At 36.4% G+C, this 15,510-nt stretch carries 14 protein-coding genes and 1 riboswitch; of the genes, 6 read left to right on the top strand and 8 right to left on the bottom strand.

The window, feature by feature from the left end; all coding sequences use genetic code 11:
- Nucleotides 1-87: 87 nt before the first annotated feature.
- Nucleotides 88-170, bottom strand: a riboswitch (cyclic di-GMP riboswitch).
- A 413-nt stretch (nucleotides 171-583) separates the two neighbouring features.
- From DES48_RS11795 to DES48_RS11785, 3 genes are all read left to right on the top strand, one after another.
- Entirely contained in the window at nucleotides 584-2,860 is a 2,277-nt protein-coding gene (locus DES48_RS11795; protein ID WP_245911434.1) for a ribonucleoside-diphosphate reductase subunit alpha, read from the top strand.
- A 95-nt stretch (nucleotides 2,861-2,955) separates the two neighbouring features.
- On the top strand, nucleotides 2,956-4,005 hold the full coding sequence (locus tag DES48_RS11790) for a ribonucleotide-diphosphate reductase subunit beta (protein ID WP_113869437.1): 1,050 nt from the start codon (nucleotides 2,956-2,958) through the stop codon (nucleotides 4,003-4,005).
- Between the two features lie 15 nt (nucleotides 4,006-4,020).
- Nucleotides 4,021-4,461, top strand: coding sequence for a flavodoxin domain-containing protein (locus DES48_RS11785; protein WP_113869435.1), 441 nt, complete (start codon nucleotides 4,021-4,023; stop codon nucleotides 4,459-4,461).
- Nucleotides 4,462-5,168: 707 nt separating this feature from the next.
- Here DES48_RS11785 and cstB read toward each other — a convergent pair.
- Entirely contained in the window at nucleotides 5,169-6,500 is a 1,332-nt protein-coding gene (gene cstB, locus DES48_RS11780) for a persulfide dioxygenase-sulfurtransferase CstB (protein ID WP_113869433.1), read from the bottom strand.
- 28 nt (nucleotides 6,501-6,528) lie between these two features.
- Nucleotides 6,529-7,596 carry a DsrE/DsrF/DrsH-like family protein gene (locus DES48_RS11775; RefSeq protein WP_113869431.1) on the bottom strand — a complete coding sequence of 356 codons (1,068 nt, stop codon included), beginning with the start codon at nucleotides 7,594-7,596 and terminating at the stop codon, nucleotides 6,529-6,531.
- Nucleotides 7,597-7,863: 267 nt separating this feature from the next.
- Here DES48_RS11775 and DES48_RS15805 point away from each other — a divergent pair, with 267 nt between their 5' ends.
- Together DES48_RS15805 and DES48_RS11770 are read left to right on the top strand one after the other, a co-directional pair.
- Complete coding sequence (locus DES48_RS15805) at nucleotides 7,864-8,076, top strand: hypothetical protein (RefSeq protein ID WP_147232408.1); 213 nt, start codon at nucleotides 7,864-7,866, stop codon at nucleotides 8,074-8,076.
- A gap of 546 nt (nucleotides 8,077-8,622) precedes the next feature.
- The gene (locus tag DES48_RS11770) at nucleotides 8,623-10,080 is read left to right on the top strand and encodes a glycosyltransferase family 2 protein (RefSeq protein ID WP_113869490.1); all 1,458 of its coding nucleotides are present in this window, start codon (nucleotides 8,623-8,625) and stop codon (nucleotides 10,078-10,080) included.
- Nucleotides 10,081-10,153: 73 nt separating this feature from the next.
- Here the strand turns inward: DES48_RS11770 and DES48_RS11765 are convergent, their stop codons facing one another.
- From DES48_RS11765 to DES48_RS11745, 5 genes are all read right to left on the bottom strand, one after another.
- A complete protein-coding gene (locus tag DES48_RS11765; protein ID WP_113869429.1) occupies nucleotides 10,154-10,555 on the bottom strand; it encodes an HIT family protein in 402 nt (133 codons plus the stop codon).
- A 77-nt stretch (nucleotides 10,556-10,632) separates the two neighbouring features.
- A complete protein-coding gene (locus DES48_RS11760; protein WP_113869427.1) occupies nucleotides 10,633-11,250 on the bottom strand; it encodes an HAD-IA family hydrolase in 618 nt (205 codons plus the stop codon).
- Between the two features lie 45 nt (nucleotides 11,251-11,295).
- Entirely contained in the window at nucleotides 11,296-11,658 is a 363-nt protein-coding gene (locus DES48_RS11755) for a VOC family protein (RefSeq protein WP_113869425.1), read from the bottom strand.
- Nucleotides 11,659-11,836: 178 nt separating this feature from the next.
- Nucleotides 11,837-13,243: a DHA2 family efflux MFS transporter permease subunit gene (locus DES48_RS11750; RefSeq protein ID WP_113869488.1), complete on the bottom strand. Its 1,407-nt coding sequence runs from the start codon at nucleotides 13,241-13,243 to the stop codon at nucleotides 11,837-11,839.
- An 82-nt stretch (nucleotides 13,244-13,325) separates the two neighbouring features.
- The gene (locus DES48_RS11745; protein ID WP_079708840.1) at nucleotides 13,326-13,781 is read right to left on the bottom strand and encodes a CBS domain-containing protein; all 456 of its coding nucleotides are present in this window, start codon (nucleotides 13,779-13,781) and stop codon (nucleotides 13,326-13,328) included.
- A 153-nt stretch (nucleotides 13,782-13,934) separates the two neighbouring features.
- Between DES48_RS11745 and DES48_RS11740 the strand changes: the two genes are divergently transcribed.
- Nucleotides 13,935-14,381 (top strand): MarR family winged helix-turn-helix transcriptional regulator, encoded by a 447-nt coding sequence (locus DES48_RS11740; protein WP_113869423.1) that lies wholly within the window; start codon nucleotides 13,935-13,937, stop codon nucleotides 14,379-14,381.
- 301 nt (nucleotides 14,382-14,682) lie between these two features.
- On the opposite strand, the gene DES48_RS11735 is transcribed toward DES48_RS11740, so the two are convergent.
- Nucleotides 14,683-15,441: a nucleotidyltransferase domain-containing protein gene (locus tag DES48_RS11735; protein WP_281269245.1), complete on the bottom strand. Its 759-nt coding sequence runs from the start codon at nucleotides 15,439-15,441 to the stop codon at nucleotides 14,683-14,685.
- Nucleotides 15,442-15,510 lie beyond the last annotated feature (69 nt).

The following is a 15,510-nucleotide window of genomic DNA, read 5'->3' as shown; positions in this document are numbered from 1 at the left end:
CTCTTCCTTTCTAACCATAAAAAAAATTCACCCGCTAGATTTGGTGAACGCATCAATGTTATATCGTAGAAAACGATTAACGTATGTTTTGGTAACCCGGCTATCTTTGTCAGTGACATAGACCCGTAGCTTTGCGTCCTTATTTCTCAATAAGTTTGCCTTTAAACTTAAGAATTTTCCGTATATTTTACACCTTTTTATTATAGTTAAAAATTACTAATTAATCAATGAATAATTTAGTCTATTTTATTACAAAATAGCACAATAAATGAGCATATTTTACAATAGAAATGAATGAATTTTGTCGGAGGGTAAATATATAGGATATATTACCTATCCAATTTCTATCCGAAGTTGCGTATAATAATAACTGCACTTTTTAATCTAAAAATTATAGTTATATTAATTGATTAATTTTAAATTTTGAGTTACTATACAATATATAGACATTTCGAACGGATATATGTCTATATATTGTATTTTTTATTGTATATTTGCATCTTTAGAAGTTGAAATGCTCAAGTTCTTGACTAGAAAGATACATAATTTTTACTGTAATGGAGGATTATCAATGACAATTGCAATGACAGACGACATGCAACGCGTGTTGGATCAACTTACCAACCTTTCTTCAAAGTATAATATGGATACAACAGCGCTTGAAGAACAAATCAAAAATATAGCAACTACTTCGAAAGATCCAAGCCAAGAAGCTTTATTCTATGCGCTTAACCGCATTTCAATGGATCAACCAAACTGGACATTTGTCGCTGCTAACTTCTATTTAGAGCAAATCTATCATGAAGCTGCTAGAAATCGAAATTATGATCCAAAACAAAAATATGGTAGTCTTTTTGATTTGATTACTACACTTACAGAAACAGGCATTTATTCAACTGCTCTTCTTGATACCTACAGCAAAGCTGAAATTGATAGCCTACAAGAAGAAATCTCTCCTGAACGTGACGAACTATTTAATTATATCGGTCTGTTCTTGCTAGTAGATCGTTACATTGCACGTGACCATAACCGTAATATCTATGAACTTCCACAAGAACGGTTCATGATCATTGCGATGACGCTAATGCAAAATGAAGCTCCAGAAAAACGAGTCGACTTAATAAAAGAAGCTTATTGGGCTTTAAGCAACCTTTATATGACTGTGGCCACACCAACACTTGCAAATGCAGGTAAAAGCTATGGCCAACTATCCTCTTGCTTCATCGATACAGTTGATGATTCATTAGATGGAATCTACCTTAACAACTGGGATATTGCTAGATTGAGTAAAGATGGCGGTGGAATTGGTGTTTATTATGGAAAAGTTCGTGCACTAGGTTCTGATATTAAGAAATTCAAAGGAAACTCGTCAGGTGTTGTTCCTTGGATTCGCTTATTAAATGATACAGCGGTCAGTGTGGATCAATTAGGTCAACGTCAAGGTGCTGTAGCTATTTACTTGGATGTCTTCCATAAAGATATTATGAATGGCTTCTTAGACTTAAAAACAAATAACGGTGATGAACGACGAAAAGCGCATGATATTTTCACTGGTGTTTCTATTCCTAACTTATTTATGGAACAATTATCTGTAACAGATGAAGATGGAAAAAGTATCGGAGAATGGCATACCTTCTGTCCACATCAAGTTAAACAAATCATGGGTTGGAAAGATGAGAATGGAAATGCGCTAGGCTTGGAAGATTTTTATGATGAAACAGATAAGAAGTACTTCACTGAAAAATATCACGAAGCTGTGAATCATCCATTACTACCTAGAAAAACATACCGCGCCATGGACATAATGGCTCGTATCATGGTTGCCCAGTTAGAAACAGGTACACCTTATATGTTCTACCGTGATGAAGTGAATCGTCAAAATCCAAATAAACATGGTCGTGGCGAAGGTAGAACATCTATTTATTGCAGTAATCTTTGTACAGAAATCGCTCAAAACATGTCTACTACACAAATTGTTCGAGAATATGAAGATGAAGAAGGTAACATCGTTATTGTCCGTAAACCAGGTGAGTTTGTTGTATGTAATCTTTCTTCTGTTAACCTACCAAATGCCGTACGAGGAGATGTTTTAGAACGTCTTATCCGTATTCAAGTACGTATGCTTGATAACGTAATTGATTTGAACACGATTAGCGTTGGACAAGCACAAGTAACTAATAAAAAATATCGTGCAGTTGGATTAGGAACTTTTGGTTGGCATCACCTGCTTGCATTAGAGCACATTCATTGGGAATCTGATGAAGCAGTAGCTTACGCAGATAAAGTGTATGAAGATATTGCTTACTATACGATTCAGGCTTCCATGGAACTTGCTAAAGAAAAAGGTTCGTATAGCGCATTTGCTGGTTCTGAATGGGAAACTGGCCGCTATTTCGAACGTCGAAGCTATGATAGTGAACGATGGAATGATCTAAAAGAGAAAGTCGCAACGAACGGTCTTCGTAATGGCTGGCTCATGGCAGTAGCTCCAAACTCTTCTACTGCTAAAATTGGTGGATCAACCGATGGAATTGATCCATTATATGCTGTTGAATTTGCTGAGGAAAAGAAAAACTTTAAATTCAAAGTAACTGCTCCTGATTTAGATCATGTAACATACAATTATTATCGTCGTGCCCGTCACGAATTAGATCAAACATGGAGTATTAAACAAAACGCAGCAAGACAACGCCATGTCGATCAAGGAATTAGCTTTAACCTTTATGTACGTCATGATATTAAAGCACGCGAGTTATTAAACTTACATCTAGCTGCCTGGGAAAACGGATTGAAAACAACGTATTATGTACGAAGCACTTCCCAAACAGAAATTGATGAGTGTGAAGCTTGTCATAGCTAATAGTATTTCTATCCTTTTATGATTAAACCTAGTACAGATATGGAGTTGTCGTTGTTGACAGCTCCTATCCTTATTTTCGCAAGGAGGAATCGATTATGGTACAACCTGATCAACCACTAACAAAAATTAAATTACTTAATCCAACTTATCCAAATAAATCTACCGGCCTCATTAATGGAAAATCATCTGGTTTACTGAACTGGAACGATATCGCTTATCCACAAATGTATGATTTGTATCAAACACTACTTTCGAATTTCTGGAAAGCACAAGAAATCAACATGCAAGATGATATCAAACAATGGGATTATTTAACTGAAATAGAAAAAGACGTGTTCTTACGTATTAACACACAACTCGCTTCACTTGATAGCCTGCAAACACCAACCATGTCACATGTGATGGATTATGTGACAGACTCTAGTTTCAAAGCTATTTTTGCAGTTATTTCCCAACAAGAAGCCGTGCATAATGAATCTTATTCGTATATCCTTAGCTCGCTTGTACCACTTCGCGAACAGAACGAGCGGTTTGATCAAGCAAAAGATGATCCAATTGTACGAAAACGAAATCAGTTAATTCTGGATAGCTATGATGCATTTCGCGAAAAACCAACGCCACAACGCTTGTTTGAATTAGCAATTAATTCAATCAACTTGGAAGGTATTTATTTCTATGCTGGTTTTGCCTTTTTCTATCATTTAGCTCGTCAACAAAAAATGTTAAAAACTAGCACCATGATTAGCTATATTCAACGCGATGAAATGCAACATGCTTACTTTATTTCACAATTCATCCGTATTTTACTTACTGAAAATCCTGAATTAAATACAGAGGAAAATATTCAATTTGTATACACAACGATTGATAAAGCTGTGCAAAATGAAAAAGAATGGGCAAACTATATCTTAAAAGACATTGATGGAATCGATTTAGAAGAATTCCATGGTTATGTTGAATATTTAGCTAACAAACGTCTACGTCAAATCGGTTTAGATAATTATTATGAAGAACGTGAGAATCCAATGGCTTGGATTCATGTATTCAGTGATGAAATGTTGAATGAAACAAAATCAGACTTCTTTGAGCAAAAATCTCGTACGTATACAAAAGTTTCTTCTTCTAACGGTTTTGATGAATTATAAAGGAGCGGATGCAAGATGAAAGCTGCTATTATCTATACTTCTATTACTGGTAATACAGAAGCTTTAGCCGAAGAAATCTATCAAGGCATGATCAGTAAAGGAATTGAGGTAGATTTTATTCCGGTAGATGATTTAGATTATGATATGCTTCCTTCTTATGATGTGATTGCAATCGGGACATATACTTGGGATAACGGGGACCTCCCAATGGAGATGGAAGACTTATTCACTGCTTTTGAAGAAATGGACATGAAACATGTCACAACTGGTGTGTTTGGAACTGGTGATAGCTTTTACCCTTATTACTGCGGTGCAGTGAACTTATTCCGCGATATGTTATTCGTCCATACCAATCTAGCAGTCACTTTAAAAGTAGAATTAACCCCTCAAGTAAGTGATAGTAAACGTTGTGAGAAATTCTGCGATCGGTTAATGGGACAATTAGTAACAGCTTAAGCGCGTAGGTATTCTTTTGACAGTCACACTGAAATGGTGTGACTGTTTTTTGTAATTAGATAAAATTCTTACTGCTGTTTAACACCATTTGTGAAATACAACTGTTTATCTAAAAAATCTACGTTGGCTGGGGGGCGTTTTTTGCCATATATCTATTTATCGTACAAATCTCTTCTCGATGGCGATGTGTTTTTTACCATATATCCATTTATCGCATAAATCTCTTCTCGCTAGGACTGCGTTTTTTGCCATATACCCATTTATCGTACAAATCTCTTCTCGCTGGGACTGTGTTTTATACCATATACCCATTTATCATACAAATCTCTTCTCGCTGAGGCTACGTTTTATGCCATATATCCGTTTATCGCACAAATCTCTTCTCGCTGGGACTGTGTTTTATGCCATATACCCATTTATCGCACAAATCTCTTCTGCTGGGACTGCGTTTTTTGCCATACCCGCTTATCGCACAAATCTCTTCTCGCTCGCGATGTGTTTTTTGCCATATATCATTTATCGTACAAATCTCTTCTCGCTGGGACCGCGTTTTTTACCATATATCCATTTATCGCACAAATTTCTTCTGGCTGGAACTGTATTTTATGCGATAAAACGACAGACAGGATATCCACGTTTACTAAATAGGAAAACAACCACACTAATTCTCAGTGTGGTTGTTTCAATCAATTAGTAGAGTAGTATTATTAGATATTGCTACGAATATCTTTATACCCCTCTTTTATATTGATAACATTAGTAAATCCTTTTTGCTCTAAGATACCAACTGCAATGGAACTTCTTACTCCGGATTGACAATGCACATATAAAGGTTCATTTTTTTCAAATGGAATATCCTGCTCCAATAACTTTCCATGTGGAATATGGACGGCTTGCTGTAAATGTCCTCCATCCCATTCTTCATCATTACGTACATCTAGAACATTTTTTTCATTTCCAGTAATGTCTTCACTATGAACATGTTGCGTAACCACTTCATCACCTGGTGCCACATATCCATGAACCAAGTCATAGCCAATTAATTGTAAAACATAAGCCACGTCTTGAACGGTCTTGTCATCACCAACAATATTAATCGGTTGGTCATAATCTAAATACCAGCCAACTTGATTAATGAAATTCTTGTCAAATGGAATATTGATAGCACCTTTTTGATGCCCACCATGATACGCACTACGTGTTCGAACATCAAACGTTTGTAATGATACATCTTGTGATGGATACACAACATAAGGGCTAAATGGTTGATTGCCATATTGATTAATTTTTTTCATTTGCGCAAAGTGATGTGGCGGAGCTGGTTGATTGGTTGTCAGCTCTTCAACAAATGTCGCTTCATCCATCGCTTGAAAAGCCCAGTTGTTTGCTTTTTCGTAGCCTAACGTTGACATTGGAACAGCTCCTAGCGATTTACCACAGGGGCTTCCTGCGCCATGACCTGGCCATATTTGAATATAATCTGGTAAAGACGTTATCTTCTCTAACGATTGATACATTTGTTTCGCACCAACTTCAGTTGAACCACTGATTTGGACAGCTTTTTCAAGTAGATCTGGACGACCAACATCTCCGACAAATAAGAAATCACCAGAGAATAGCCCCATCGGCACAGATGAACCGCCACCTATATCTGTTAGAAGAAAGCTAATACTTTCTGGGGTATGGCCCGGAGTGTGTAGAACCTCTAACTTAACATTACCGACATAGATTTCATCTTTATCATAGACAAATATAGTCTGCTCTGGCATATTGCGATATCCTAACGATTCATCTCCCTCACCAGATACATAGATGGTCGCATGTAGTTGCTCGGCAATATCACGAATTCCAGAAGCATAATCCGCATGAATATGCGTCTCGGCAGCATGTGTAATGCGTAACCCTTCCGCCTCCGCTACTTCTATATATGGTCGAACATCTCTTTTTGGGTCAATAACAATCGCTTCTCCAGTACGCTGACATCCGATTAAATAAGAACTTTGTGATAAGTGTTGGTCATAGAACTGTTTAAAAAACATTCCGATTCCTCCCTTACGTTAACATGTTTTAAATAAATAAATTATGCGCAGCTTTTTGCGTTTCACCGATATAAGTTCCAACGCCAACAAACTCTGCTTCTTTTCGTAATTCTTCTTTTTTAATTCCCATGACATCCATACTCATTGTACAAGCCATTAAACGAATATCTTGTTTTATCGCCTGTTCCAATAATGACGGTAACATATCTACATTTTTCTTTTTCATAATAAAACGCATCATCAAATTTCCTAAGCCAAACATATTCATTTTTGAAATTGGCATGTTGACAGGTGTACTTGGCAGGAATAGGTCAAATAACTTCTCCATGCCACGTTTTTTCACTTTTACCTTTTTATTTTGTTTTAAGGCATTTAGCCCCCAGAACGTAAAGAAAATACTTACCTCTCTACCAGCAGCTCGAGCACCATTTGCAATGATTAAAGCGGCAATTGCTTTATCCAATTCACCACTGAATAATACTATCGTTGTACCGTTCGCTGATTCAGTAACTTTCATCCCATTCTTATCTTGTGGCTGTTTTTGAACAATCGCTTTGACATGATCAGAGTTTTGCTCTAAATCAACAATCGCATGTCCTGTTTGCGCAGCCCAGCTTTTTACATCACTATAAAAACCAAAGTCAGTAACCTTTACTTCAATTTGTTTTCCTATCTCTAATTGCTGCACTTCCATATTTAAATTAACGATCGGTCCAGGACATTGCATTCCACTATAATTAATCACTTTACGATCTTCTTGCATGCGGATATCTGTTTGCTCATCTGAAAAAGAAATGTTCTTTTCAGCGTAAGCGGTATAACCACCATCAAGATTAACAATCGACAAGCCTTTACTTGCTAAAAATTCGCTTGCCTGCTGACTGCGCTTCCCTGATTTACAATGTACATAGTACGTTATATCTTCTTTCGGATATAACGTTTCTATCGTTGATAAAGGGAAATTCTGCGCATGGTTAATGTGCCCTAACTCGTACTCTGATTCTTCACGTACATCTAACAATTGACGATTTTCACCTAACGCTTCTAGCTCTTTTTGTGAAAAATTATTAATGTGTTTTGTTTGATAATTAGCCATAACAACCTCCTTAATACCTATAAGGGTATATTAAATGATAAATAAATAGATGTCAAATACCCTGTACCGTACAAAAATTTTACTTTTCCTAAATAAAAGAGGGTAATCTCCTATAGAAAGGGTAATTCGGAAGTCGTCACTATAATACAAGTTTAGTATTACCGCAATACATGTAAATAATGTAATAATTTTCACATGAAAGAGGAATTTATCACAAAAGAATACATAATACTACAGTAACTAAATGATTGAAAGAGGAAGTATACATTGGACTTAACGGTGGTCATTCAAATGCTCATTTTACTGATTACCATAATTTTAACAAGTGTTAACTTAAGTGAATGTCTCTCCGCACTCTTACGCGAACGCAAAGACGAATTTGCCATATATCGTGCGATTAGTTGCCGTAAAAAGTGGATTATGCGTACCGTCTTACAAGAAACAAGTAATTTTCAGCAGTTGAAACCTTCCTCGGGATAAGCGTTCCATGTATCACGTTACTCTGACTAGCAGTACCAATAAAATGGTTGCTTATAGCAAGTGAGCTTGTACTTTCATTACTTGCCATTTCAATCTTTACTATCGTACGATTTAGAAAATATAGTTGATAACGTAGTTGCGAATAGGGAAAAACAATCACGCTAGAGTATCCAAGGTGATTGTTTTGACACTATTCTCTATTCATGAGTCACTTTCCTTCACAGAAGACAACCTACTTTTTACAGAAATTTGCTTATAACAGCATTTTTATGTTCTATCAATATGCCATTCAATAGTTTCTCTTTCCTGCATTGATCCATCGTTATCACGTTCCTAGCTTTAATCTAATTGGTTTGACGATTACCCAATTGAAATAGTTTCGTTATTTAAACTATCAAAGAAAAAATTTGTCATTAAACTTTTTAGTAATGATTGTCTATCTCTTTTAATAAGATAAACTAGAAACCTATTAGGGAGGGATTTACGTTGCTAGAACTAATTGATCAAATACCACACCAACGGAGCAATGCGGTTAAACGCTCTTATATGCGCCCGCGAATTATTGTGCTTATACCCGCACATAATGAAGAAAAATCGATTCGACAATGTTTAGCAGGACTGCATGACCAAGTTCTACCTAAAGATGTAGAACTAGATGTTTTTGTTATTTCAGATAACTGCACGGATCAAACAGAAGCGATAGCAAAAGAAGCTGGGAAGGAATTTAATTTGGCAGTACAAGTTATCACAACGAAGGGAAATAAGCAGCGAAAAGTTGGAGCATTAAATACCGGTTGGAAATTAGTTTATGGTGACATGCTTAATATCTATAACGAAGAGTTGACCGACTATCAAAAATTATATCGTGATTCTGTCCAAGCCATTCTTGGGATGGATGCCGACAGTAGACTAGCACCATTTGCATTGCGAGAACTGTGGGAGGGATTAATGTCTGCTCGAAATATTGGTGGGGTAATGGCGAAATACACCATGCGGATGCCGAAGAAACGACGAAAGTTACCAGTAGATGATCCTTACTACGAAGAAAAATTATCTAATGGTGAATATGGTGGCCCTATTTCACGGTGGTGGACACATCAGCAAAAACAAGATATGGCCAGTTGGGTGCTCGATTTACAATACCATGGAGGTAGTACCTATGTATTAGGTGGACAAGCCACGCTGTTTCGACCTGAAGCACTACTAGCGGTTGTCAATGAACGAAAGTTAGACGCGCCTTGGCAAAATGATAGTGATGTGGAGGATATGTTATTAACATGGCAATTACAGAAAAGTGGATGGAAAACACTCGTTAGTCCAAAAGCTAGATGCTTTGTGGATGCGATGCGCAATTATCATGCGTTTCGTCAACAACGTAATAAATGGCAAGCTGGTACAGTTGATTTACTAACCAACCGAGATATTGATGTAAAAACTAGACATTTGGGCCGATTATGGCGTTCGCAATTAAAAATGTTTGCCGATATTATTACCCGTATTCTTTTCGTTGTTTTGTTGGCTATCGCTTTGGCTACGGATCAATTTTATTGGTCTTGGATATGGATTACACCGGTTGTTTTAGCTTCAATTGTCAATGTCATCTTAGCAGTTAAAACCCCGATGCACCGCCCAATTGATATCATCCTTGCCTTTTTTCTCATCAGTCCCGAACTTTATTTATGGGCAAATTTAATAACCTTTTGTCAAGTTTGGCTTGATAAATTTTCCGCTCATAAGAAAGACGGTTGGGCCAATCAATATAATGCAGAAGCAGGTAAAACGAAAAGCAAACTCGGCATCGCACTTATTCTTATCGCCTTGTGTATTAGCAGTACCATTTATCTTAGCATCATATATCGTGATGGTCTTACTAGTACCAATGTACAAGCTACACTTCAGCCCTACTTAATGGCTGGATGGATTACACTAACTTATTTAACGATTCTTCAATCAATTATTATGTTCTATAAAATTTGGACATTGCGCGGTAGATATTTGGCGTAAAAAGAGACCGTTGATCAATCATATAAAACACATGAGATGTGCTAGGGACAAGCTATCACCCAACACATCTCCCTTATCTTCTTTTATTAGCTTCATGTTTAAACATATATCTTATTCCTTTACCAACAAGTGGTTCGTCTTCATACCTAGGAATAACGTGGAAATGAGCATGTCCAATATGCTGACCAGCTACCTGGCCAAAATTCCAACCAAGGTTATATCCTTTAGGTCGATGGGTTTCATCTAAGTAACTTTTTACTTCTTGCAACAATTGTTGCGTAGCTACCCACTCCTCAGTTGTTAAATCAAAAGCAGTTTCTCTATGTGCTCGAGGTACAATGACACCCGCTCCTTCTAATTGATTCCCTTTCAGTTGAGAACGTTTCAACTGTAAAAACAGACAATATTCATTGCTTAATAAAACAACTTGTTCAGTTTCCAAATCTGGATAACAAAAAACACAACTTTCGGTCATACTAACACTCCTATCCAATACGCTTAATAACCAGCCATACGAAGATCTTTTTATTTATAGAACAGTCACTTTCAAAATCAAGAAATGATTTCATACAACTGCTGAAAATCAAACATGTTATAATCTGCGTGTTCACTTGCACCATGTGCTTCACTAAAATAACAGGCACTTATTCCTGCATTTTTTCCTGATAATAAATCTAAATCTCTATCCCCTATCATAATAGATTCTGAAGGGTTCATATCATATTTACCCATCAAGTAATGAATGGCTGCAGGACTCGGTTTTCGCTCAAACCCTTGTTCGGATGTAATAAATGCCGAAAAACAGTCAAATAAACCATGTTTTTTTAAGACCGTAATAGAAGATTCGCCGCGGTGCGTGAGTAAGTAATTTTTTCGATTGGTTGTGTGAATATAGCTACAAATTTCTTTTATTCCAGCAAATGGCTCAGCTTGTTCAACTACTGCTAGCTTTTGTTTTTCCTTATAGTTAGCAATAAATGCTTCTGTTATTTGATACTTTCGTTCGTAGTGTTTCATAGCAGCAGAAGCAGACACCTTCATTTGGGTAATTATCTCCTCTAAAGGTTCATCTATACCATTTTCTTGAAGCAAGTCTTTAAAAACCCTAGCCATCATTGGATATGTATCAAAAAGTGTCCCATCAAAATCCCAGATTATATGTTTATACAATCAAACCCACCTCTATTTTATAATGTCATGCTTTAAAGATTCTATTTATAATGCTTGGATCATTTCTACTCGATTCCCAAAAGGATCTCGAAATTCAAATCGGTCATAATTAGGCAAGGGGATTGATTCTATCACTTCAATACCATGCTCTTGTAACCTATTTCGCCAGTAAGAAATCTCAGATACTTGATAAGCCACGTGTGATTTGGTTGACAAACGGTCAATGCCATCTTCTGTTCCTATATGTAGATCGACGTCCCCTACCTGGACCCAGAAACCACCTCGTCCCTTAAGTATATCTGGCTTTTCTATTTCTTTTAATCCTAATAAATCACAGTAGAAGCTTCTTCCTTCTGCTTCCGTTCCTTTTGGGATGGTAATCTGTACGTGATGTAGCTCTTTAATCATGACAAGTCCTCCTAATATAATTAATTATTTCTTGCTGTTAGTTTACCATATGTGTTAACTATATTCTTGGTTGCTTTGGGATATCTATGAAGGAACTAATCAAAAACTCTCCTTTATATAGTCAGATTTTTCACCTGTCTACACAAAGGAGAGCATATCAAATTAAATCATTTTTTTATTATTCTGTTGCCGTTTGATTTGTCGATTGATTAGTTGTTTTTTTTTGTCCTTGATCAATCTGTTTTTTACTTTTCACAAAGAAAGATAAAATCAAGCCTGCAATCGCAATACACCCTGCTACAATAAAGGATACATTGACCCCGTGAATCGCTCCATTTAAACCTTCTGCTGGATGTGCGCTATTCGTCATTACAGAGACTAATAAGGCAGTACCCATTGCACCTGCAACTTGGCGCATGGTGTTATTCATAGCAGTACCATGTGGAATGAGACTTATTGGCAATTGATTTAGACCAGCTGTGGTCACTGGCATCATTACCATTGCAATACCGAACATACGGAACGCATGCATGATCGTCAAATAAATAATGGATGTATCTGCTGTTAAATTGGTAAATGCAAATGTTGATAATACCAAGATAGTTAACCCAATGATTGCCAGCCATCTTGCACCGAACTTGTCAAATAATCGTCCAGTAATTGGGTTCATTGCCCCCATAACTAAACCACCTGGCATTAGCATTAGACCAGACTGTAAAGCAGAATAGCCAAGCATATTTTGCATTAACAATGGTAAAATTACCGCACCACCAATCATAGAAATAAATACAATCATCCCCAAAGCAGTAGAAACCGTAAATATCGCATTTCTAAACACACTGAAGTTTAGAATTGGTGTTTCTAAATTAGATTGACGGTGTATAAATAATGCTAAACCAACCGCGCCGATTACTAATGAGATCGCAACTTGTAAGCTTGCCCAGCCAGTATTACCTGCTGTACTAAATCCATATAGTAGTCCACCAAAACCGATGGAAGATAGTAATATGGATAACATATCTAGTTTTGTATCTTTTCTTTCGGTCACATTGCGTAACAAGAAGTAGGCAAAAATAATATCCAAAATAACAATTGGTAAAATTACATAGAACAAACTTCTCCAAGGGTACTGGTCTACTAACCAACCTGATAATGTAGGGCCAATGGCAGGAGCAAATGCGATAACTAACCCGAACATTCCCATTGCTGTCCCTCGTTTTTCAACAGGGAAAATCATAAAGAGAATGGTTTGCATTAATGGAATAATAATCCCCGCTCCAGATGCTTGTAATACCCGTCCGACCATCAGAAAACTGAAACTCGGAGCTAAAGAACAAACAAGTGTACCTAATGCAAATAATGACATTGCGGTTAAGAATAGCTTCCTTGTCGTAAATTTCTCAATTAAAAATGCTGTAACTGGGATCATAATCCCATTAACAAGCATAAAAATGGACTGAAGCCATTGCGCTGTATTTGCTTCTAATTGCAAATCAGCCATAATTTTCGGTAATGCCGTTGCTAGTAACGTTTGATTTAATATGGCGACAAATGCGCCTGAGATTAATACAATTAATAGCGGCATTTTGTTAAATGATTTTTCTTCGTTTGTATGAACGCTATCGGTGCTCAATTCTTACCCCTCTTTCCTTTTTATCAAAGTTTGCTTATAAAACAATTTTAAAAGCATCACGAATGACATCCCCTCGACTAATAATGCCAACTAAAACACCTTCTCGTAATACTGGTAATTTCTTTATTCGTTTTTGACCTAAGATATATGCCACATCTTCAACTCTATCATCAAAACTGACCGTAATGACATTCTTCTTCGCTATATCTAGAACATTCAGTTTCAAAATTCTTTTCATCCGTTCTTCAAAACTATCATCATCACCCATAATGACATTGATGAAGGAATACATATCAATAACATAATTCTTATGCTTTCCAATATAACGCATGATGTCACCATCACTGATGTAAGCAACCACTTCATTACGATCATTTACAATCGGTAGGCCACTAATGCCATGTTCAATAAATTGTTCCACAACCTCCCTTATAGTGGCTGTTTCTTTTAATCTAATGACAGAACGTTTCATAATTTGACTAGCTTTCAACAAAAACACCCCTGTCTCCAATATAAAATAGTTGTATTAAGCAACTATATAATTGTATATGACAACTAATCACTTGTCAATTCGATTGATTTAGTGTAAAAAGGAATATGGAATAGATTATTTGTAAAAAGTTAGTATAAGGTGAGATGTATATTGAATAATACAGATGCAATCGATCAACTTGAAGTAGAAATGGCGTTACTAGCACGGCGAATAACTGCCATGGCAGCAGATAAAAAGAAAGCATTTCATCGATCCGCTTATTTACTGTTGCGCACGCTAGACAATCACGGGGAAACAGGGGTGAAAAGATTAGCTACACTCCTCCAATTAGATATATCAACTGTTAGTCGTCAAGCAGCATTATTAGAGAAGGACAACCTAATTATTCGAATCCCTAACCCAGCTGATAAGCGCTCGTACTATTACAAAATTAGTGAGGACGGTGTCAAACAATTAGCTGTTTATAAACAAAGAAGAAAAGCAATATTTTCGGAAATGTTGAAAGATTGGTCGGAACAAGATCAAGCTGACTTTAGTCGATTACTGCAAAAGTTTAATCAAACCGCTCATGCAATGTATCAAGACAACCATAAATAATTTAGATTATTTTTCCGTTTCGCATATAATGTTGGTAGAATTATAGCGATTGGGGGATTTTGATTAGGGACCTTTACTATCGTAAATGTACTAATAGCATTAGTAATACTTGTTGCACCGATAGTTGTGCTTATCTTTTTGCTCGTATGGGTTTATAGAATTAAAGAAAATAGCGAACATCAAGTGGCGCAAAACAAACATATCATTGAGTTATTGAAAAGACAACTTATTGAAAGTCAAAAATAATTTTATTTAGGGTATCCAACATTGATGGTTGGCTACCCTACTTTCATATTATGCTTCACCATGATTGAATTAACTGTAGAAATAAAGGTTGTATCTTAATAGGGTGCTGCATATTAGCGAGTATCCATTCTTTCTCTTCGCTTAAAAATTGACAATAATACTTTGCCGCTTGAGGATGCTGATTTGGTGTATTGGCTTCATACATACGGTTGAATTTGTTTAATGGTACAGCTGGTAAGGATCGTTCCATTGTTTTTAATCCTAACTGTGCTCTTGCTGGAACATAATGACGCAAAAGCACTTTAGCAAAATGTGTAAATGCTTGTTCGAGCATATGAACAGCCCAAAGGTCGTTGCCCCTTGCGGTAGATTTTTTATATTGAAATAAAAACCACACCGCATCCATTACGGCATCATCAAATTCTTGTATAGATAATCCAAGTGTTTGTCTGGATTGAAACGCTTCTAAGTGATTTTCTGGATCATATAAGACCGTGAAAAAGTCTTTAGTCAATAAGCTTTCTTCCGTAACGGTAAATAAATCAATATGTAATAAATTATCGTAGACGGCTACGATTTGCGGTGCAATGATATAGATCTCATCATACATCAACAACGGACGATAAGCGGTTAGATGTTTCTTTCTGTTTTTTAAAAATTGTTGCTTATTTTCTTCATTAACGAAACAATAAAGGTCAATATCCGAATGTTGATCATGTTCCCCTCTTCCCATCGAACCTTTTAAGAAAATTGCTTTAACAACTGGATCTTTTTTTAAACTAGCTACTATCGGTTTAAGTGCTTCTTCCTGTATCAGTGCTAACCTTCTCCCTCCATTTACTTTTTCCAGCTATAAATCATTGGCTATTTCCTTTTATAGTAT

Source organism: Paraliobacillus ryukyuensis, assembly GCF_003315295.1.
Lineage (GTDB): Bacteria > Bacillota > Bacilli > Bacillales > Amphibacillaceae > Paraliobacillus > Paraliobacillus ryukyuensis.
This window is presented reverse-complemented; position numbering and strand designations above follow the sequence as displayed.